The 20,194-nt window shown below is 67.3% G+C and carries 17 protein-coding genes and 1 pseudogene; 5 read left to right on the top strand and 13 right to left on the bottom strand.

Annotated elements, in window-relative coordinates; all coding sequences use genetic code 11:
• Positions 1–5: 5 nt before the first annotated feature.
• The 4 genes from fxsT to HUT10_RS35035 all read right to left on the bottom strand — a co-directional run bounded on the left by fxsT (position 6) and on the right by HUT10_RS35035 (position 7,938).
• Positions 6–4,406: an FxSxx-COOH system tetratricopeptide repeat protein gene (gene fxsT, locus HUT10_RS35050; protein ID WP_303246996.1), complete on the bottom strand. Its 4,401-nt coding sequence runs from the start codon at positions 4,404–4,406 to the stop codon at positions 6–8.
• Between the two features lies 1 nt (position 4,407).
• Entirely contained in the window at positions 4,408–5,466 is a 1,059-nt protein-coding gene (locus tag HUT10_RS35045; protein WP_176175102.1) for a MoxR family ATPase, read from the bottom strand.
• Positions 5,444–6,931 (bottom strand): hypothetical protein, encoded by a 1,488-nt coding sequence (locus HUT10_RS35040; protein WP_176175101.1) that lies wholly within the window; start codon positions 6,929–6,931, stop codon positions 5,444–5,446. The genes HUT10_RS35045 and HUT10_RS35040 overlap by 23 nt, the downstream gene beginning before the upstream one ends.
• Before the next feature lie 95 nt (positions 6,932–7,026).
• The gene (locus HUT10_RS35035) at positions 7,027–7,938 is read right to left on the bottom strand and encodes a hypothetical protein (RefSeq protein WP_176175100.1); all 912 of its coding nucleotides are present in this window, start codon (positions 7,936–7,938) and stop codon (positions 7,027–7,029) included.
• Positions 7,939–8,056: 118 nt separating this feature from the next.
• On the opposite strand from HUT10_RS35035, the gene HUT10_RS35030 reads away from it, so the two are divergent.
• The 3 genes from HUT10_RS35030 (at position 8,057) to HUT10_RS35020 (ending at position 11,883) form a co-directional block, all read left to right on the top strand.
• On the top strand, positions 8,057–9,262 hold the full coding sequence (locus HUT10_RS35030; protein ID WP_176175099.1) for a low temperature requirement protein A: 1,206 nt from the start codon (positions 8,057–8,059) through the stop codon (positions 9,260–9,262).
• Positions 9,263–9,362: 100 nt separating this feature from the next.
• Positions 9,363–10,658 (top strand): acyl-CoA dehydrogenase family protein, encoded by a 1,296-nt coding sequence (locus HUT10_RS35025; RefSeq protein WP_176178175.1) that lies wholly within the window; start codon positions 9,363–9,365, stop codon positions 10,656–10,658.
• Positions 10,659–10,677: 19 nt separating this feature from the next.
• Positions 10,678–11,883: an acyl-CoA dehydrogenase family protein gene (locus HUT10_RS35020; RefSeq protein WP_176175098.1), complete on the top strand. Its 1,206-nt coding sequence runs from the start codon at positions 10,678–10,680 to the stop codon at positions 11,881–11,883.
• Between the two features lie 92 nt (positions 11,884–11,975).
• On the opposite strand, the gene HUT10_RS35015 is transcribed toward HUT10_RS35020, so the two are convergent.
• The 9 genes and pseudogenes from HUT10_RS35015 to HUT10_RS34975 all read right to left on the bottom strand — a co-directional run bounded on the left by HUT10_RS35015 (position 11,976) and on the right by HUT10_RS34975 (position 18,733).
• The gene (locus tag HUT10_RS35015; protein WP_176175097.1) at positions 11,976–13,226 is read right to left on the bottom strand and encodes a site-specific integrase; all 1,251 of its coding nucleotides are present in this window, start codon (positions 13,224–13,226) and stop codon (positions 11,976–11,978) included.
• Entirely contained in the window at positions 13,226–13,414 is a 189-nt protein-coding gene (locus HUT10_RS35010; RefSeq protein ID WP_176175096.1) for an AlpA family transcriptional regulator, read from the bottom strand. Before HUT10_RS35010 ends, HUT10_RS35015 begins: the two co-directional genes overlap by 1 nt.
• Positions 13,415–13,428: 14 nt before the next feature.
• On the bottom strand, positions 13,429–15,024 hold the full coding sequence (locus HUT10_RS35005) for a replication initiator (RefSeq protein WP_176175095.1): 1,596 nt from the start codon (positions 15,022–15,024) through the stop codon (positions 13,429–13,431).
• Positions 15,024–15,410, bottom strand: a complete 387-nt coding sequence (locus HUT10_RS35000) for a hypothetical protein (protein ID WP_176175094.1) — start codon at positions 15,408–15,410, stop codon at positions 15,024–15,026. Before HUT10_RS35000 ends, HUT10_RS35005 begins: the two co-directional genes overlap by 1 nt.
• Positions 15,407–16,959, bottom strand: a pseudogene (locus tag HUT10_RS34995) (FtsK/SpoIIIE domain-containing protein). Before HUT10_RS34995 ends, HUT10_RS35000 begins: the two are co-directional and overlap by 4 nt.
• A gap of 335 nt (positions 16,960–17,294) precedes the next feature.
• Positions 17,295–17,546, bottom strand: coding sequence for an AMED_5909 family protein (locus HUT10_RS34990; protein WP_176175093.1), 252 nt, complete (start codon positions 17,544–17,546; stop codon positions 17,295–17,297).
• Positions 17,527–17,793 (bottom strand): hypothetical protein, encoded by a 267-nt coding sequence (locus HUT10_RS34985; RefSeq protein ID WP_176175092.1) that lies wholly within the window; start codon positions 17,791–17,793, stop codon positions 17,527–17,529. Before HUT10_RS34985 ends, HUT10_RS34990 begins: the two co-directional genes overlap by 20 nt.
• A 246-nt stretch (positions 17,794–18,039) precedes the next feature.
• Positions 18,040–18,486, bottom strand: a complete 447-nt coding sequence (locus HUT10_RS34980; RefSeq protein WP_176175091.1) for a hypothetical protein — start codon at positions 18,484–18,486, stop codon at positions 18,040–18,042.
• 22 nt (positions 18,487–18,508) lie between these two features.
• Positions 18,509–18,733, bottom strand: coding sequence for a hypothetical protein (locus HUT10_RS34975; protein WP_176175090.1), 225 nt, complete (start codon positions 18,731–18,733; stop codon positions 18,509–18,511).
• A 236-nt stretch (positions 18,734–18,969) separates the two neighbouring features.
• On the opposite strand from HUT10_RS34975, the gene HUT10_RS34970 reads away from it, so the two are divergent.
• Positions 18,970–19,713 (top strand): DUF5919 domain-containing protein, encoded by a 744-nt coding sequence (locus HUT10_RS34970; protein WP_176175089.1) that lies wholly within the window; start codon positions 18,970–18,972, stop codon positions 19,711–19,713.
• An 8-nt stretch (positions 19,714–19,721) separates the two neighbouring features.
• Positions 19,722–20,192, top strand: coding sequence for an NUDIX hydrolase (locus tag HUT10_RS34965; protein WP_176175088.1), 471 nt, complete (start codon positions 19,722–19,724; stop codon positions 20,190–20,192).
• Positions 20,193–20,194: the final 2 nt, after the last annotated feature.

The following is a 20,194-nucleotide window of genomic DNA, read 5'->3' as shown; positions in this document are numbered from 1 at the left end:
TCCGGTCAGAGCGGCATCGGATCGATGTCACAGTCGGCGCGGACCCCCCGCGAGGCGGCAATCGTCCCTGGGTGCGCTTCGCCCAAGACTTGCCGATAGCGGTTCATGACGTCCTCGTACAGCTCGTCCGCTTCTTCCATCTGCCCGAGCGTCTTGAGATCCAACGAACGATTGAGCTGGACCGCAAGGGTCGTCGGGTGGTCTTTGCCCAGGACCCGCCGCGACCGTTGCAGCAGTTCGGCGTCACGCTCAGCGGCTTCTTGGACGCGATCCAGCGCCGCAAGGTCACTCGCGACATCGATCGCGCACACGATCGTGTGCGGGTGGTCTTCGCCGAGTTGCGCTCTGAAGTCCTCCAACGTCCGCTCGTCGAGCAGTCGTGCGTTCGAGGGATCGCCGGACAGGCGCATGGTCACACCCAGGTCGAGTGCCGCTGACAACGTGTGCGGGTGCTTCTCTCCCAAGCTTTCCCGATAGAGGTCGAAGACCTCCTCCCCCAGTTTTCGCGCCGCCGCGAACTCCTGTGCCTGCCGCAGGTCGATCGAATACCCCAAGGCACAGGCGAGCGCATTCGGGTGTTTGTCGCCGTATCGGACCCGGAAGCGCCGAAGAGCGTCCTTTGAGATCTCGCGTGCCGTTTCGTGGTCGCCGTCCTTCCGGCACGCGACCGCGAGGTGGGCTTTACGGCGGAGGGTGCTGATGCTGTCCTCGCCGTAGAGCTGCTCGACCCGGTCAGTGATCTGCTGCTGTTCGATCCTCGCCCATGGGTAGTCACCGAGCTCGCGCCGAGCGATAACCATGAGGACCTGCGTCGCCACGGTCAGCGCGTTGTCGTAACCGAAGACCTCGACTCGCCGACGGTAGGTTTCCGTGGCGAGTTCATTCGCCCGCCGATAGTCCCCGATGAGGAGCAACGCCACAACGTAATCGTGAGCTGCGTTCAGGGTGCTCGGATCTTCTTCGCCGAAGAGGCCGCGCGCCTTGACATAGATCTCTTCGTTCCGTTGTGCCGCCGCCGCAAAGTCGCCTCTTGCCTTCAAGACAAGGGCGTACGCGAGCGCGGCGTTGAGAGTCTCTTCCTCGTCGGGCCCCACGAGGCTCTTGTAACGGTCGTAAGTTCGCTTGCTGACCTTTTCCGCGTCGGTGTAGCGCCCGACAGTCCATTGGAAGAACGCCAGCCGCTCGGACGCCTCCAGTTCTTTCAACGGCGGGTCCTCGATGGGCAGCTCACCGCGTTCCTGTCGTTCAACTCGGTCCCGTTCCCACTGCTGAACCGCAAGTTCCGCGAGTGTGACCGCGCCGTCGTGGTCACCCCAGTGGTAGAGGAACCTCATCAGGTTGAGCACCAGTTGTCGGACCCACTGATCGGTGCATTCGATCAGCTCGGCGTCGTAGATGTGCGGCAGTACCTCTTGATAGCGCTGCCACTGCCGCGGGGAAGCTGGGTTGTTCGGATCGAGGTTGGCGAGGAGTTTGTGGGCACCATGCCGCATCTCGCGGCGCTGTTGATCGGACATGCGATTGCGCAGGACCAGCTGCACGAGCCGGTGCAGGAGAATGGTGTCGGTGCGGTGATCGATCTTCGCCAGACCGAACCGGTTGATGTCGCGGATGGCGCGGCTGAGCTTGATCGGGTCCCGGAGCGCCCGGTCGAGCTCGGGCGCGATTGTGGTCTCACGAACGCCGTTGAACAAGCTCCGGGACACCGGCTCGGGCGCGAAGAACGCGCAAACCTGCAGCAGCTGATGTGCGGCCGGACTGCTCACACTCAACTGGTCGAAAGACACGTTCCACGCCGCAGCGACCGAAGCCTCGTAGTCCTGAGGGGTCGAAGTGTCGAGGATTTCCGCGACCTTCTCGTCGAACAGCTGCAGGTACTCCCGGGCGGACATCCCGGTCTCCGCCAGCCACGCTGCCGCCTGCTCTATGGCCAGTGGCAGGTCGCCCAGTTTCTCCGCGATGCGGTCGGCGTCCGAATCACCCAGCTGTGGTCCACGCTTGCTGAGCAGCGTCTTGCTTTCGGCGCGCTCGAACACGGCCACCTCGAGCGGGCGCGCCACACCGGCCCAGTTCGGGTTGCGTGAGGTGACGAGAATGTCGCCGGGTCCGCCGACGGGGAAGAACGGGCGCACCATTTCCGGGTCTTCGGCCGAGTCGAAGACGAGCAGCCAGCGACGGTACGGTCGGCCCAGGCGCAGCGCTTCCTTCACCGCGGGCACGGCCGTGATGGCCTCGTCGGCTCCCGGCAATCGGAGGCGGTGGGCCAGTTCGGTGAGCGACGCGTGGATCTGGGTCGGCTGGGTGGCCTGAATCCACCAGACGATCTCGTAATCCTGCAGGTGGCGGTAGATGTACTCGGTCGCCATCTGCGTCTTGCCGATGCCACCCATGCCGTGCAGGGTCGCCGGCAGGACCGCGGTGGTGCCCGCGCCCAATCGTTCAGCCAGCTGAGCGAGCAGTTCGGTGCGGCCGGTGAAATTGGGATTGGGCGGCGGGATCGAACCCCAAACCGGAGGGACCTCTTCGCCTGAACGGCGTACTTGACGGGAAGTCGATGCGCCAACACTGGCGACGACATTCGCCTTCTCGGCGGCGGCTGGTTCGTCCAAACCGGCTGAGGCTAGATCCACCGGGTCTCGGTTCTCCTGACTGCCGACAGGCGTTTGGCCGGGGACCGTTGCAAGGTCCTCGGCCATTACTTCTTCAGCGCGCGGTCTTTTGGCACCGACCTTACTCGGATCGGCACTTTGCGCAAGTTTGGCCACTCGGTCAGCTCTGGAGAGGTACGGACCCGACAACGCGCTCATCACGTCTCGCTCGAGGGCCACCTCCTCCATCGTCGCCGTGTCAGGCGGGTCCGGAGTCGAGTCCGGGGCCGCCAGTGCCGCCTCGAGCCTTGCCAACGCAGGGTTCCGGCTGCCGATCCGCCGCGACGCAGCGCTGACCGCAAGGGCCGTATCCGACCTTCGCGCACCGCTGAGCAAGACCCGTCTCGCCTGGCCGGAAAACTCCCACGGCGTCGTCCAATCCCACGGTTGACCGGCGCCCCCGCTTCGAAGCAGTCCGCTCGTGAATACCTCAACCAGGTGATCAGGACCGGACTCCGGCAACATTTCCGCTTGCACAGCGGACGCGACATCGAGATCGACCGGAACTGCAGCCAAGAGTGTGACCAGCCGGAATGCCGACGGCGAAGCTTGACTGTAAAAATCTCTCACACGGTCCTGAGCAGTGGACTCGTCTTCCGGCAACTCCGGATCTTCACTCGATTCGGGGAAAGAATCCGAGGCCCGCTCCCGGATTACCATCACTGAGCATCTCCGCGGCTCGCCCGCCCGTCCGGTAACGATTTCGGTCCACCTGCGGAACCACCGAGCCTCCAGCTCCAGCACGGGCACGGCGACCGAGTCCTCGGGCGCTTCGGCCTGCTCGGGCTCGTCGAACAACAGATCGGTCAGACCAACCCGATACGTGTCGTTGGGCCTGACCGGACCCTTTGTGGTGATTTCCCCGTTCCTGGCGTCGACACCGCCACGCATCCACAGCCGCCTCGGCAGCAGGTGGACGATCGCAACCGGGACCTTGCGGCCCCATTGGGCGATCAGGGGCTGTACCAGGTCGTGGCGCCATGCGTCGCTGATCCCGTCCGTCAGCACCAGCATCACACGCCGCCCGGAGGAGTCGACCGGCTCGCCGGCGCCCCGGACGGGGCTTTCCGGAGTTCCGCCGCGCAGCACCGGCCCCAGAACCATGCCGCCTTCGGCGCGGCCGGCCTTGCCCGTTTCCAACAACCGGACCTGGACCGACCTGAAGATGCTGAGCCTCCGCTGGCAGAGCGCCACGAAAGCCGCGACCGTGGGAGCCCACAGCGCCATCGAAGGTGCCTGCTCGACCACCAGGGTCAGGTCCAACCACGGCATGCGCTTGCGCTTGGTGACCGGGATCCAAACCCCCGCTTCCGCGCTGGCCTCCGCGGTTCGCTCCTCATCGAGTTCAACGTCCTCCGGTTGCACCGAAGGCACCTTGCGCTTGAAGGCCCGGAAGGCACGCACGAGCCGACCGATCTCGGGCAATGGCGGAGCAGCGGCGACCGCCGGAGCTTGCGCTCTCCTCAGCAGCCCATCCACGACCGTGGTGCCACGGTCGGTCCCCGCCCCGGGCTGCGCCGAGACGGGGGCCGGAAGGTCGTCCGGCATCCGGAGACCGTCGCGCTCGGGTTCTCGCATCGGCGGAGGATGCATCGCAGCGGTCTCGGGCGGCTCGGAGCGGAGTGGAGACGTGAACGATTCCACAGGCGTAGGCGGCTCGGCCGTATTGGCCTCGATCGCGGCCATCAGCCACAGTCCGTCAGCGACCTCACTCGGTGTCAGGTCGTGGGATTCCGGGTCGTCCGCGCCCCGCGGCATCTCAGTGCCCCTGCTGGTTCAAGTGCTGCCACAGCGACTCGACCAGCGCCGGCCACCCCGGGTCGTCGGGGTGATAGGCACCGGACGTCGCCAGGAAAATCGCGTCGAGCAACTTGTCCGCGGGCAACCCACCGAGCGCCGCACGCCGCGCGACGAAGTCCTCGATCAGCACTCCCCGCTGCCGCGGGTCAAGCGCGTGCGCGGCGACGATCGCGGCGAGCTGCGCCGGGTCGGGGTCCTTCATCTCCAGACGCAGGCACCGGCGGAGGAACGCGGGCGGGAAGTCCCTTTCCCCATTGCTCGTGATGACCACGACGGGGAAGGCCGAACACCGGACGACGCCGTTTTCCACCTGGGCGGTGTAGCCGGGATCGGCCGTGAAGACCTCCGCCACCGGCGAGCGGCGGGCATCACGCGCCAGCTCCGGGATGAGGAACTCACCGTCCTCGAAGATCGAGAGGAGGTCGTGGGGCAGGTCGGATTCCGCTTTGTCGAGTTCGTCCACAAGCAGTACCCGCGGGAGCCGGCACGGCAGGAAGGCGGTACCCAGCTCACGCAACCGGACGAAGTCGCCGATGGGCGGTTCCTCCCCGCCGGGTTCGCCCGGGCCGGCGTGGCGCGCTGCCGATGCCTGCACCCGGCCGATCGCGTCATAGTCGTAGAGCCCGGATTTCAGAGTCGTCTGCGAGGTCACTGACCATCGGAGAACGCGGCCCAGCCGCAGTTCGCGGGAGATCCGGTAGGCCAGACTGGATTTGCCGCTGCCGGGTTTCCCCGTCACCAGGAGGGGGCGGCGCAGGTACAACGCAGCGTTGACCATGTCCACTTCGGTGCGGTCGGCTTGGCCCGTGGTGAAGCTCAGCGCGACACCCAGGCGCCGGTCGATCTCGGCGTCGTCCTGCGGTACGTCGGCCGCGAGCGGCTCGCCGTCCCGCCGGAAGTCGCGCCAAGGCGGCGGGGGCGGGAGCCGGTCGGAAAGGTGCATGTCCTGCAGGGGCTGTCCGGTGCCCCGGTATATCCACCAGTCCGGTGTACGGTCAGCGAGTTCGGTCCTGTTCATCGGCACCCCCTCTGCCGACCGGGCGGCTTCCGCCCTCGCCGAGGGGGAGCGTGCGGTTCGGGTCGTCCCATAGCACCACCAAGTCCCCTATAACCCCGCCATCCGGGGACGACGACCGATTTCCCAGTGCGTCGAGACGGTGCTTCCGGGTCAGCGCAGGCAAATTCCCCAAATCGTCACTGCTGGCCAACCAGGCTACCACCTCACGCACGACTTCCGAAGAGACCGTAGGGTGCCAAACGATGACGGGCAACCCAGCGCGCAGAGCAGCGAATAGCTCATCGCGCCCCGGAATCGGGCTTGCCGACGGCACCTGCGTCAGCACCGTCATGAGCCACCGCTCGTCGCTGAGAATCGCGTCGATGCGGTGTCGATCTTCGGTGTCCTCGCGGCCGCAGAAATACACTCGATCGAACGACGGCTCCTGAGCCCAGGAGGACCACCGTCGGCGCCAAACCCGGTGGGAACGCGGAGCACGCATCCGTTCCAGTGAACGAATAACCGTCGGGTAAGTCATGTACAGCGGGCGAGGCTCACCGATGTCACCCTGCGTGCTCCACGCATGCACCGGAAGGCCCAACAACACGCGCGGAAGCACGAATTCGAGCAGAGCCTCGGTGTCGCGCGTCGACCAGGCCTCTTCCGCTGCGGAGATCACCTCGGCCACTGCCTCTTCCAACCCGGTCGATGTCGTCGACACGGTCTCCCCACGAGGTGGCGGCCATTCGGCGGGATCATCTTGCCGCCAGTGGGAAATTTCGTAACGATCCTGATCGACGGGGTCGAGACTGATCATGATGGTCAAGTGCAGCCGCGACGACGCAGACGGCGTGACGCTGACCTGAAGCTCACGAAGAGCGCCGTCGAGCCGAAGGCGGTGCGCCTGTCCGTGAGACCACTTCCGCAGATCTGCGGCCAATCGCTCGTCGCATTCGGCCGCGATCAGCTCTGCGAACGCCACGACCGGCGGCAGTTCCCCGGGCGCGGCATTGAAGTCGGCAAGACCGAAGAAGGCTGCCGCTGCGTCGGCGTACTGCGGCGTCGGCACGACGAACCGGGCGGCCCGGCGAACCGCCGCCTTGAGCCCCGGCGGGGAGAACCCCTCCAGTTGCTGTCGGAAGCGTTCCTGCTCGTCCTCTGGTACCACGTCCAACAGCGGCACGGAATCGACCAAATCGCGGAACTGTTTACATTCTTTGGTCCCTGGACGGAGTAATTGGAGCACATCGGCCAGCTTGCGAAGACCCCCTTCGAGATCGCTGCACTCGTTGACGATCTCGATCAGCTGCGCTCGCGGATCCAGTTGGTCGGGGACCGTGAACGGACTGTCGAATTCTCTGCGTAGCTCCGCGACCAGCAACGTGCGGATCGACTTGTCGTCGGCGAAACCGGCGACCACGAGGACATCGACGAGAGCCTGGCGAATCGCGAGACCGACTTGGCGGCGCCCTTGCCTAGTCGACACCGGCGTACCACCTCCCGCCCCCGCGAAAGTGCCCCCGAAGATCGCGAGTCTACCTATCCGGCACATCAGGAGAAGGGGCAAAAGGCGGACAACTGTCAACGAGCTCCCAGGCCGGAGCGGCCGGCGATCACGGCGCTGAGCTGTTCGACCTGTGGTGACCCCGGCTCCAGGAGACGCACCGCGGCGAGCAGCTCGGCCAGGCCGCCGTCGTAGCGCTCACACGTGCGCGCCAGTTCGATCACATGCAGCCGGTCTTCTGCTTGATGCCGGACCGCATCGGCGATCTCGCGCCGGGAGAACATCCGCAGCAGGAGCCCGCGGCCTTCCGCGTTCCGCACGCAGTCGACGGCCAGCAGCGCGTCGATGAGCGCCGCGAAATCCGTGGTCGCCGCCGGCCGGACGGCCGGCACCGGGAGGCCGTTCCTCACCGCGCCCAACAGCCGGAGCCAGGCTTCCGTCTTCGTTTCCTTGTTCTCGATCGGGATGCGGCGGTACGCGCGCGCGTCCGCCGCCGGGTCGGCGCGGACCACGTCCTGGTAGAACGTGTTCGACACGACCAGGGCCAGCACCGCTTCCGACTCCCTCAGCGCCGCCTTGATCTCGGCCGCGTCCAGCAGGCGGAACGCGTGGCTGTTCGCGTCGCTGATCGTTCCGTTGCTCCCCTGGTAGACCTCGCCCGCGTGCAGCGCCATCCGCAGCCGCACGTTCGCCTCGGCGGCGTGGACCTCGTTGTAGCGGCGCAGCTCGGCCAGCATCCGTTCGGGCAGCTCGGCCACCAGGTCCGCCTTCGCCACCTCCGTCGGCAGGTGGATCATCATGCCGTCGCCGGTGTTCTCCCTGAAGAGCGCGTCCCACGGGATGCCGGCGTCCGCGAACGCCGTGCGCATGATCCTCCAGAACCCGTCGTGGATGACCAGCCGGTGCGCCGTCGTCCGCCGGGGGTCGTTGTAGCCGGCGATGTCGACGGCCATGATCGTCCTGTGGTGCGCGGCCGGATAGGAATGCACGGCCCACCTCCCCACGTCCCGGGACCATTGTCCCAGACCCATGCACGCTGGGCCATGTTCGCGCAGGGCGTTACGACAAATCCGGCGCCTGTTGACATGTTTTCGTCCATAATTCGGCGTGCCCACGACACGCCTGCACCTGGTGAGCGCGGATGAGGACCACCGCGTCTCCACCATCGAGCTCTTCTTCGACCTGGTCTTCGTCTACGCCATCACCCAGGTCACCCAGCTGATGGCCGACCACCTGAGCCTCACCGGCGTGGGGCAGGGGGTGGCCATGCTCGCCGTGCTGTGGTGGTGCTGGTGCAGCTATGCGTGGCTCGGGAACACCATCCACGTCGACCACGGGATCGCGCGGCTGGCCATGTTCGGCGCGATGGCCGTGATGTTCCTGGTGTCGCTGACCATCCCGGAAGCCTTCGTCGACCACCCTGGCGGCCTGTACGCGCCCGCTCTCTTCGTCGTCTGTTACGCGCTTGTTCGGCTTCTTCACCTCGTCGCCTACCTGGGCGCGGCGAAGGACGATCCGGGACTGCGGCGGGTGCTGCTCAAGATGTTCGTCGGGCTGCTGCCGAGTGTCGTGCTGCTCGGGGTGGCCGCCTTCCTCAGCGGGCCGTGGCAGCTGGGGCTGTGGGTCGTCGCGCTGCTGGTCGACTACCTCAACGTCTACCTCACCGGGCCCGACGGGTGGCGGCTGAACTCGCCCGCGCACTTCGCCGAGCGGTTCGGGCTCATCGTGATCATCGCGCTCGGTGAGTCGATCGTCGCCATCGGGATCGGGATCGGGGCGCTGCCCATGTCGTGGCTGGTCGCGGGCGCGGCCGTGTGCGGGCTGGGGCTGGCCGCCGGGATGTGGTGGACCTACTTCGACGTCGTCGCGCGGGTCTCCGAGCACCGGCTCACCCAGGCCGCCGGCACCGAACGCACCAAGCTCGCCACCGACTCCTACACCTTCCTGCACCTGCCGCTGATCGCCGGGATCGTGCTGGTCGCCCTCGGGCTGAAGAAGGCCTTCCTCTACATCGCCGACACCGAGCACCACACGCCCGGCGAAGCGCTGCACGGCGTGCCGATCTGGACGCTGACCGGCGGCCTCGCCCTCTACCTGATCGCGCTCAGCGCGCTGCGCAAGCGCAACCTCGGCAGCTGGAACGTCCAGCGGCTCGTCGTCGGGCTTCTGCTCGTCGCCGCGACGCCGCTGCTGGAGCACGTGCCCGCCGCCGTGCTGCTGGTGGTCGCGGCCGCCGTGGTGCTCGGGCTCATCACCTTCGAGCGCATCCGGTTCGCCGAGTGGCGCAGGAATGTGCACACCGCGCACTCGTGACCGACCCCGCACTGGCGCGATCCCGGCTCCCGGGTTAACCTACTGGCGAGTAGGTAACGGGATGGAGGGCCACATGGCTGCGCCAAGGAAACGGGACGCGATGGGCTGGGGCCTGTCCGCGCTGACCCGGCTGGCCGGGAGCAAGGTCGTCGATCGGGCCGGGCTGCGGAAGCCGCTCGAAGGCCTGGTCACCGCGGGGACGCGCAACGGCTTCCGCGTTGCCGGCGCGGCGACCCGGTCGTTCAAGTCGGTGCAGAAGCTGGGCAAGCCCGCCCGGCTCACGCCGGCCGCCGACACCGGGCTGTTCGACCTGACGCCGAGCGAAGACCAGCAGCTCATCGTCGAAACGGTGACCGAGTTCGCCGCCGAGCAGCTGCGGCCGGCCGCCGCGGACGCCGACGCCAAGCTCGAGGCGCCCGAGGGCCTGCTGAGCCGGGCCGCCGAGCTGGGCATCAGCCTGGTCGGCATCCCCGAGGAGCTCGGCGGCGTCGGCACGGAACGCTCGGTGGTGACCAACGCGCTCGTCGCGGAAGCGCTTGCGCACGGCGACCTCGGCCTGGCCGTGGCCGTGCTCGCGCCGTCCGCCGTCAGCACCGCGCTGGTCAGCTGGGGCGACGAGCAGCAGCAGGCCGACTACCTGCCCGCGTTCACCGGCGAGCACGTCCCGGCCGCGGCGCTGGCGCTGCAGGAGCAGAAAGCGCTCTACGACCCCTTCAAGCCCGCCACGAAGGCGCGCCGCACCCCGAAGGGCTACCAGCTCGACGGCGTCAAATCGCTGGTCCCGCGGGCGACGCAGGCGGAGCTGTTCATCGTCTCGGCCGACCTCGAAGGCCGCGGCCCGGCGCTGTTCCTCGTCGAGTCGTCGAGCGCCGGGGTGTCCATCGAAACCGAGCCGGCGATGGGCCTGCGCGGCGCCGCCACCGGCAAGCTGCACCTGGAGCACGTCAACCTGCCCGCGGGCGCGCTGCTCGGCGGCGGCAAGGCCGACGTCTTCGCCGACGTCGTCCGGCTGTCGCGGCTCGGCTGGGCGGCGCTGGCCGCCGGCACCGCGAAGGCCGTCCTCGACTACGTCGTCCCCTACGTCAACGAGCGGGTGGCGTTCGGCGAGCCGATCAGCCACCGGCAGGCGGTGGCGTTCTCCGTCGCCGACATCGCGATCGAGCTGGAGGGCCTGCGGCTGGTCACGCTGCGCGCCGCGGCGCGGGCCGAGCAGGGCAAGCCGTACGCCCGCGAGGTCGCGCTGGCGCGGAAACTCGCCGTGGACAAGGGCATGCAGATCGGCAACGCGGGCGTGCAGCTGCTCGGCGGGCACGGCTTCGTCAAGGAGCACCCGGTCGAGCGCTGGTACCGGGACCTGCGGGCCATCGGCGTCATGGAAGGCGCCGTCCTTCTCTAGGCTTTGGGAAAGGCAAGTCATGATCAACCTGGAAGTCCCCAAGAAGGCCGGCGCGCTGATCAACCAGGCGTACCAGGCCGCGGCCGAGGTGTTCCGGCCGATCTCGCGCAAGTACGACCGCGCGGAGCACACGTACCCGAGCGAACTGGACATGTTCGCGGCGCTGCTGGACGGCTTGAATTCTTCGGGCGAGGGCGGCGCGGGCGCGGCGGGGGTGCGTCGCTCGGCCTCCGAGAAGGAGGAGAAGGGCAACCGCAACGGCGCCAACCTCAACGTCGTCCTCGGCACGATCGAGATGTGCTGGGGTGACGTCGGCCTGCTGCTGTCGATGCCGCGTCAGGGCCTCGGCAACGCGGCGATCAGCTCGGTCGCGACGGACGAGCAGCTCGAGCGCTTCTCCGGCATGTGGGCGGCGATGGCGATCACCGAGCCGTCGTTCGGTTCGGACTCGGCGGCGGTCAGCACGACGGCCCGCCTCGACGGCGACCACTACGTGCTGAACGGCGAGAAGATCTTCGTGACGTCGGGCGAGCGCGCGGACGCGGTGGTCGTGTGGGCGACGCTGGACAAGTCCAAGGGCCGCGCGGCGATCAAGTCGTTCGTGGTGGAGAAGGGCACGCCGGGCTTCGAGGTGGTGCGCACCGAGCACAAGCTCGGCATCCGCGCCTCGGACACGGCGGTGCTGCGCTTCGAGAACTGCCGCGTCCCGCGCGAGAACCTGCTGGGTTCGCCGGAGATCGACACCAAAAAGGGTTTCGCGGGCGTCATGCAGACGTTCGACAACACCCGCCCCCTGGTGGCGGCAATGGCGATCGGCGTCGCCCGCGCGGCCCTGGAGGAGACGCGCGCGATCCTCACGTCCGCCGGTATCACGATCGACTACGACCGCCCGGCCAACTCCCAGCACGCGGCCGCGGCCGAGTTCCTCCGCCTGGAGGCGGACTACGAGTCGGCGTACCTGCTGACGCTGGAATCGGCGTGGATGGCGGACAACCGCAAGCCGAACTCACTGCAGGCGTCGATGGCAAAGGCCAAGGCGGGGCGGTCGGTGGTGGAGATCGCGCTGAAGTGCGTGGAGCTGACGGGGGCCTACAGCGAGGAATCGTTGCTGGAGAAGTGGGCTCGGGATGCGAAGATCCTGGACATCTTCGAGGGGACTCAGCAGATCCAGCAGTTGATCGTCGCCCGCAGGGTCCTCGGGAAGACGTCGGCCGAGCTGAAGTAGTTGTGACGTAACGGAAATCCGCCCGGTCGCTTGCCCTTCTTGGGGCGCTGCGACCGGGCGGCTTTTGCGTCGGCGGGGACGGGGTTTCATGATCAGGCCGCCTCCAGGCCGTCATCGAGGGCAGGCCGTCCGAACACCGCGTCGACGGCTTCCCGCGCCCGCTGGTGGCTCGACGGGACCAGGTGCGTGTACGTCCGGAGCGTGAAGCCCGGGTCCGCGTGGCCAAGGTAGTCGGCCAGCTCCGCGATCGAGACCGCACGGGCCAGGAGCGTGGACGCGTAGAAGTGACGGAGCGCATGCATCCCGTCCGCGCGACCTCGGTACTTGATCCCGGCCGCCCGGAACGCTCCGTGCCAGACGACCTTCGTGAACAGATCTCCGGAGTACAGCCGGCCACCTTCCCCAGTCATCAGCAGCCGCGCCGTCACCGGATCACCATCAGCGCTCTGCCAGGGCAGGGTCACGGCCACGGACGGGAACCGATCCTCATGGTCGTCGATCTCCGCCAGCATCGCCGCCGACAGCGGGATGGTTCGCTCCTTGCCCCGCTTGGGGAGCGCGAACATCATCACGCCCCGAACCGTCTTGATCTGTCGACGAATCCGTACGGTCATAGCCGTCCGGTCGACGTCGTCCGGCGAGAAGCCCAGAATCTCCCCCTGCCGCAGACCGAAGCCGGCACCGAGCGGGACGGCGATTTTGAACCGTTCCGCCAATCCCGACCGCACGGCCTGGACGCGTTCCTCCGGCCATACGACGATCGGCGGGCTACTCGCGACCGGTCGCCGCACGGTCTTCGCGTGACAGGGGTTCTCACGAATCCGGCGGTCGTCCACGGCCGAATCCATCACACCGGACACGGTGTTGAACAAGACCGCTTGATAGTTGTCCGAAAGCTTCCGCTCTTCCATCGAGCCGACCCAGTCACGAATGGTCGACGGCTTGATCTGCCCGACCTTCTTGCTCTCGAAGACCGGATAGATCTGACTTTCGAGCCGACTGAGGATGGTCGACCGCGTGCCCGGGTCTGGAGACTGGCTCTTCACCCAGCTCTCCGCCTGCTGGCGAAACGTCGTCATCGAGGCGCGCGGATCGATGTACTTGTCTTCGCGTTTGTCCGACTCGACGCCGATGAGGAAGTCCTCAGCGCGCTTCTTCTGCTTGTCCGCGAATGACTTCGAGCGTTCGTTGTTGTCCGGATCGAGGTAGCGGACTTTGTACCGCAGCCCGATGCCGTACAGCTCGGACCGTTCCATGACGGGCTTGCCCCGCGCGTTGAGGATGACCTTCCCGGTCACCGCATCCCGCGCGGGGCGAAACCAACGGTCTTGGATGTGTCCCATCAGGCCGCCTCCGCGTCGACCCAGGCGCGCAGCTTGGCCGGGTCATAGCGCAGGTGCCGGCCGATCTTCTTGACCGGCGGACCCTCGCCGCGCCACTTCCACTGGTAGAGCGTTTTCACCGGGACCCCGAGGTAGTCGGAGACGTCCTCGACTGTCCAGAGCCGATCGATGTTGCTGATGTTGTTCACTGCTCCCCCTTCGATCAGGCCGCGAGTCCAGTTGCCGAAGTTTCTGGAGGTCTTTCCGCTGCCAGTAGCGCCCGGTCGTACTCGGCTTTCCACGTGATCCGTTCCGCGATCGCGCGCATCACCAGGTGTGGCCGGGGCGGGACTTGCGGGTCTCCGGGCTCGACCTTGCGCCAGACCTGCTGTGACCGGTCGGTCTCTGGCTTCTCGATCCCGACTGCCGCGAGCGCCTGGAGCACGAAGGCTCGCCGGTCGGCCTTGTGGTCCACGAGCGTCTTGCCCGACCACTTCCGGGAGACCAGGACGCGACGGCCAGGCAGCCCGAGCGTGGTCCGGCGGTGAGCCCGGCCCTTGCAGTGCCCCGGAGTGGTCTTGCCCGTGACGCCCTTGGGTTGGACGCCGTAGAGCAGCCAGACCGCGCAGCGCGGCGAACACGGCGTGATTGCCAACTCGGCGTGAAGCCGGTCGTGGTGATCGGCCTGGGCCGCGCTGTCTGCCTCGACCACTTCGCCGGTTGACTTGGTGAGGTACTTGGTCAAGTAGCCGATGTGGCGGCCGGCCTCTTCGGTGCCACCGAGGATGCCCTTCGAGTGCACCTGTCGCCCGAACGTGACGACGTGTGCGGGACGCTCGACGGCCTCTACCGCGTCGTCCCAGCGAGTCAGCGGCTCGCGCGTCTCCGGGTCGACGAAGCCTGTGTCCGGGCCGTCCCAGACCGGGCGCCGGTCGACGTAGACGATCTCGTCATGAGCCGGCCACCAGACCTGGTGGTAGGTGGCTTCGGTGACCTGGCGGATCACGTCGTGCGGAACCGCACCGCGGATCGCCGTGTGCAGGTGCGGGGCGGCCCGACGCTGCGGCTCGACGGTGGCGAAGTACTGCGCGTCCCAGCCGACGACCCGCCGCAGGTTCTGCCACCACCGGTCCACCAGCGCGGAGAAGTGCACCGCATCCCGGGCGGCCCGCCGGTAGTCATATCGACTTGGGTCGACCGGCGAGCCGTCGCCACGGACCGGACCGTAGGTGTCGCAGGTCAGCGTGACGAACATCGACGGCCGGAACTTCCCCGCGTACTCCCGCCCGACCGTGGTCTTCGCGACTTTCCGCCGAGGCAGGTTCGGCGCGTCCTGCCGCCGCTTGGTCGACCGCTTCACCGCCCGCTTAGTCGGCACGTCGAGAGCGGGCAGCCGGCCCCGCATCCCAAGTTGCCGAAGTTCCGCGTCAACCCCGGCGACCTCCTCCCGCAGTTCCTCGGCTTCCGTCTGGTCGTGCTCGACAACCTCCCGATAGGCCGCAACCAGGTCTGCGCGGTAGGTCAATAGCTCCTTGTGGTCTTCCGATGGCGGCTCGGCTGTGAGGCTGGGTTCTTCGGTCATGTGCCAGCCCTCGCGGCACTGGGCCTGCCGCAGCGCCTTCGCCTTCCGCGCGCAGGGCAGGCAGACCGATTCCACTGTGGAGCCGCAGGGCACCGGGACGTAGCGGAGTTCGCCGGTGGTGGTGTCCCCGACCTCCATCGTGAACGGGCGGACGCAGACGCCGTGCTTCTCCGCCGTCGCCCGGATCACGTCAGCAGCCCGCGGGGCCCGCATCCGCTCCGCGCGTGTCTCACTCATCAGGCAGCCACCTCCCCAGGCGACAACCAACCACGCAGCAGATAGACCGGCATGTCCTGCTTCGCCCCGGCTGGCAGGTCGGGGAACGTGCTCGGCTCGAACGGAACCACGCCGAAGACGCGGACCGGGATGCCGCAGGGTGTCCGGCCGGTGATCGACAGGTGGACCCACCGCCCGTCCCGCAGCCGCCACAACTGGGCCGAGACGTCGTCGAGCGTGTGCGCCCAGACCAGCAACGCCCGAGCCACCTCCGGCAGGCTATCGGCATCGAGCTGGACTTTGATGGGGCTCGACCAGGCGTTGACGTCGACCGTGGCGACCGGCGGCAGCTGGTGGGAGTCGAGGTGGTCGCGGATGGCGTCGAGGAAGATCATCAGCCGGTTCACGCGGCCACCCCCTCACCGCCGTGCCGCAGATCCGCGACACCCCCGTTGGTCACGTACGCCTCCAGCGCCTTCACCGTGGAGTCGGAGACCCACCCGGCCCGGACGCGCAACGGCTCGCGGATGCCTTCACCCCAGACGTAACCGACACCGGCCTCCGCGTCGCCGATGCGGTTCGCCCACGCTCCGCGCTCGTACGCGCCGTCACCGAGGACCATCCCGACGTGCGTCTTGGAGGTCACGCGCAGGCACACACGCCGGGTGAACAGCTCCCGTACCGGGACGGTGTCCTTGGTGGGCTCCTGGACGTAGCCACGGACCGAGATCCCCAACGCCCGCCCTTGCGTCGTCAGCAACGCGACACGCTCCACAATGGCCTCACGTGTCTTGCGGTCGGTGTACTTGGTCAGCGCGCCGATCTCGTCGAACTCCAGCAGCTCCAACGGATACTCCGTCGACACCGGAATCGTCCGCAGCCGACCAGCGAACGCACGCTTACGGACTCCATCTCCTCCACCAAGCCGTCAAGCAGCTCGACCGCGTCCTTCCCGCCGACCGCGTAGCGAGAGAAGATCCCGCGCCCGTAGGCCAGCTCCATGCCCTTGGGGTCGATCCCGGACATCCGCACCACTCCCGCCCGGATCGCTGGAGCAGCAGCGACCAGCGGGCACCACATGACCGAGTTCTTGCCCGCCCCGGAGGCACCGGCGGTCAGACAGTGCGCACCGGAACCCAGCAGAGGGACGCGCCAGTCACGGCCGTACTCGGTCCGCCCGGCCCGGACATTCCGCAGATCCACACCGGTCGAGTCGACGCCGTCCGGAACCTGGGGGCCGGCCACCCCGCCGCTGAGCAGGTCACGGCGCTGGAAGTCGATCGAAACGACGTTCGGGGCCAGCTCGCGGACCTGGCAACGAGCGACCTTCCGCGCAACAGCCAGCGCCCGGGCAGCCTCGTCGAAGTCCTCCGGCTTCTGCCCGGCCACCAGCTCCACCCGCACCTCATCCCACGACGCGCCGGAGCGAACGCCGAGCACCTTCGGCATCCGCGCGTTCGGCCGGTTAGACGTCGAGCGGGACAGCGCGCGTCGACGGCCGACGAGGTTCACGTTCACCACCACCGGCAGCGCCTCATCACGCACCGGCAGACCGCAGGCGTGCAGCCACTCCGGCAGCTTCCGCCCGTACACCGCCCACCGGGCCTACCAGGAGCGCAGGAACCGCCAGCACCACTGATCGAATGAGACGGCATCGATTGCCCACCACGCCGCCAAGATGACCGCGACGCAGCCCAGGATGATCGCCAGGGAGAGCCATCCGGCCAGCTCACACCAGGCGTAGACCGCAACCACGGGGAGGCTGGTCCGCCAGCGCGTCACCACCTGCGCGAGCATCCACACGACCGCCTTGCACAGCCACCACAGGGCCACGAACACCACGGCCGCCGCAGCCAGAGCTTCCAGGATCGAGGCCAAGGCGCGGCCGATCTTGTGCAACACCCACACACCGAGCCCCAGCCCAGCCAGAGCGACTACCGCGAAGCCGGGAGACATCACCGACCACCCCGCTTCACCCGCAGGTCCAGCGGCAGCATTCCCAAGCAGGGAGCGCACTTGGTTTCGCCGGGCAGCAGCTTGGCGAATCGTTTGCAGGAGGCGCAGCGCGTTCGGGTGACCCCCGTTGACGCTCGCCGGTCGTCGTCGTTTAGCGTTGTCATTGTTCACTTCCGCTGGTTGTGGACAGCGCAGGAGCGGCAAGGTTGGTAGCCAGGCACCGCTTCTGCGCCTTAACGGATCACACGCACCCGCAACAGGACGTGCTTCATCGCCGCACGTCATCGCGTGCGTTTTTCGCTGATACTGTTGACTTTTCGGTCGTCTACATGCGACTAATCAGCAGGCGTCCCTTCTGCCTGAAGGTTCGCCGAGATCTCACCCGCCTGCCGTTCCTCGTATCCGGCCCAGTACAGCGCCTCGTGGTGATGACCCCGGTCGACGTCCGCGACGGCCTTGTAGAGCCGTGCGTTGCCGAGGCGGAACGCCAGCCAAACCGAGGGGTTCGCGTCGTTGGGTGGTCGGCGGTCCATCACGACCTCGTGCGCGTCGCGCAGCGTCTTCGGCTCAGTCCTGCGCACGGTCACGCCTCCCTGCGCGGGCTTCCAGCAGCGCCGCCAGGTCCTCGGCGTGGTCGCGGAGCCGGCGAAGGAACACCGCGCACCCCGTCCACGCGGTCTGGTCCTCCGGTGGCACCAGCGTCACCACGCACAGCCCACCGGCCAGCACCAGGACCGGCGGATGCGACATGCCCGTCCCGGTCTCCTCCACCGTCACCTCGGTACCCGCCCCGACCGTCCACCGGAGCCCCAGCCCGTCCCACGTTGCCGTCATGTCGTTCCCATTCCCGGGCCAGGTCGGCGAACCCCTCGGCCGCCGACTCCAGCGCCGCCACACACCACCACGGCAACCCCCGCGCCTGCGCCAGCTCGTGCCACGCCCGCGACACCCGCCGAGCAGCATTCGCCGTGTTCGTGGCACTCGTCGGTGACAGGACCGCGCGGCCGTGTTCCCATGCGGCCATGTAGTCCCGATACGCCTGCTCCCACGCCTCGACCCGCTCGCGGAAGCCCATGCCTGTCACGCCGCCTTCGCCGTCTCACTGGTCCCGCCGAACCGGGACGGCTTGCTCGCGGCCTGCTTGAAGCCGGTCGCGCGGAACACGTAGGACTGGTACTTGAACTCACCCTGCCCCGCCACGCGCGGTTCCGCCGTGAGGCCGTCCAGTTCGATCGGCCGCATCCCCGGCAACGCCTCCGAGGTGGTCGGCACGGGCTGGACGTCGGCGAGAAGGGTGATCTCGAACGACGCCCGCTTCGCCCGCGTCTCGGCCGGGTCGGTGACCATCACCTTCCACTGCCGCTTACCCGTCACCTCATCGACCCGCTGCCGCACCGGGCGATTCGCGGCCCGGTCCTCCCGCGACTGGTACTCGTTGTCCGGCGACACCTCGCCCACCATCACCAAGCCCTGCGGAAACGCGTCGTCGAAGTCGGTGCCGAAGCGATGTCCCTTGTCGATAGCCATGCTGAATCCCTTGTGTCGTCTGTTAGTTGGTTTCTTCGGGCGGTTCTCCGCCTCGTGCCGCTGCGGCGTCCAGTGCCGCGCTCACCTCGTCCAGTTCCCTCCGCAGTACGGCGATGGCGTCGGAGTCCACGAGCAGGACCACCGGGAACGCCTTGCCGAACCGGACTTCCGCGCAGTTTGCGTACGTCAGCGCCCGGACACGAATCGGCAGATCAGCCGTGACGTGGATCTGAACCGTGTCGCGCATGCCACGCCGCGCCTACGCCGCACGTCGGCGAGGGACCGCCCGCTTGTCCAAGCCAGCCGGCCGGACGGCGGTTTCAATGGTCACGCCTACCTCCTCGGTGTTTTGGCACCGGGCCTTCCCCGGCCACCTGACACCCAGACTCCGCCAAAACGCGGGACGTGATCACCACGTGGCGGGACATCTCGGGACGTCCCTGGTACCGTCGAAGACGTCCCTACACGTCCCAAGGGGTGGCGATGCCGAACGAACGCCTGCGTGACGCGCTACTGCGCAACGGCCTGACGTTGGAGCAGGTAGCCAAGGCCGTCGGGGTCGATCAGAAGACCGTCGAGCGCTGGATCACCAAGAACCGGACGCCCTACCCCAAGCACCGGCACAAGATCGCCGCCATGGCGCGCGAGTCAGAGACGTACCTGTGGCCGGACTCCGTAGCCCCGGAGCGCAAGGCCGAGACGGCCGCCGCCGAGCTTGTGCAGGTCTTCCCTCACCGCAACGCCGTCCCCGTCGAGCTGTGGGACCGGCTGATCAAGGAAGCATCGGAGACCGTCGAGATCCTGGTGCACGCGGCTCTATTCCTGGTCGAACGCCCGCGGTTCATCAAAGACCTGACAGCCAAGGCAGAGGCCGGCGCGAAAATCCGGCTCATATTCGGAGACCCCGAGGGGGACAGCGTCACCCTGCGCGGGGAGGAAGAACAGCTCGGCGACGGGACGCTCGCAGCACGCATCCGCAACGCACTGGCGTCCTACCGGCCGCTACTCGGAGTCGACGGGGTGGAGATGCGGTTCCACAACACGACGCTCTACAACTCGATCTTCCGATTCGACGACGAGATGATCATCAACACGCACGTATACGGGTTCCAGGGAGCCCACGCTCCATCTCTCCACCTGCGGAGACTGTCCGCCGGGGACCTCTTCGAAACCTACTCGGAGAGCTTCGAATCAGTCTGGAACCTCGCCAAGCCAGCCACCTTCTAGGAGGCAGCATGACCCGAGTCGACTACTACAACGACCCGAAAGCACCCAAGGCGAACAGCATCGCGGTAGCGGTGTCCGCATTCATTCAGGACAACGAAGGCCGGATCCTGATGATCAGGCGCACCGACAACGACCTTTACTCGATCCCTGGTGGCCAACTGGAACTCGGCGAGACATTGGCCGAAGCTGCAGTCCGAGAGGTTCACGAGGAGACCGGAATCGAGTGCGAGGTAACAGGCGTTATCGGCGTCTACTCCAACCCCAACCACGTTATCGCATATAGCGACGGGGAGATAAGGCAAGAGTTTTCTATCTGCTTTCGCGCTAGCATCAAAGGCGGAAACTTGCACACGAGCGCCGAGAGTAAAGAGGTTAAATACATCACCGTTGACGACTTAGCCAACATTGAGGTCCACCCGTCAATCAAGTTGCGCATAGATCACGCACTGAGCGAGGAACCTAGGGCTTACTTCACCTAACC

Origin of the sequence: Amycolatopsis sp. Hca4 (genome assembly GCF_013364075.1) — a bacterium.
In the GTDB taxonomy this organism is placed as follows: Bacteria; Actinomycetota; Actinomycetes; order Mycobacteriales; family Pseudonocardiaceae; genus Amycolatopsis.
Note: the sequence above shows the minus strand (reverse complement) of the source record. Positions and strands in the feature narration are given on the sequence as shown.

Coding starts and splice junctions, on each gene's coding strand:
- fxsT (WP_303246996.1), bottom strand. CDS start 4,406: ATGCCGCGGGGCGCGGACGACCCGGAATCCCACGACCTGACACCGAGT.
- HUT10_RS35045 (WP_176175102.1), bottom strand. CDS start 5,466: ATGAACAGGACCGAACTCGCTGACCGTACACCGGACTGGTGGATATAC.
- HUT10_RS35025 (WP_176178175.1), top strand. CDS start 9,363: ATGGGCTGGGGCCTGTCCGCGCTGACCCGGCTGGCCGGGAGCAAGGTC.
- HUT10_RS35020 (WP_176175098.1), top strand. CDS start 10,678: ATGATCAACCTGGAAGTCCCCAAGAAGGCCGGCGCGCTGATCAACCAG.
- HUT10_RS35015 (WP_176175097.1), bottom strand. CDS start 13,226: ATGGGACACATCCAAGACCGTTGGTTTCGCCCCGCGCGGGATGCGGTG.
- HUT10_RS35005 (WP_176175095.1), bottom strand. CDS start 15,024: ATGAGTGAGACACGCGCGGAGCGGATGCGGGCCCCGCGGGCTGCTGAC.
- HUT10_RS34985 (WP_176175092.1), bottom strand. CDS start 17,793: ATGACGGCAACGTGGGACGGGCTGGGGCTCCGGTGGACGGTCGGGGCG.
- HUT10_RS34980 (WP_176175091.1), bottom strand. CDS start 18,486: ATGGCTATCGACAAGGGACATCGCTTCGGCACCGACTTCGACGACGCG.
- HUT10_RS34975 (WP_176175090.1), bottom strand. CDS start 18,733: ATGCGCGACACGGTTCAGATCCACGTCACGGCTGATCTGCCGATTCGT.
- HUT10_RS34970 (WP_176175089.1), top strand. CDS start 18,970: ATGCCGAACGAACGCCTGCGTGACGCGCTACTGCGCAACGGCCTGACG.
- HUT10_RS34965 (WP_176175088.1), top strand. CDS start 19,722: ATGACCCGAGTCGACTACTACAACGACCCGAAAGCACCCAAGGCGAAC.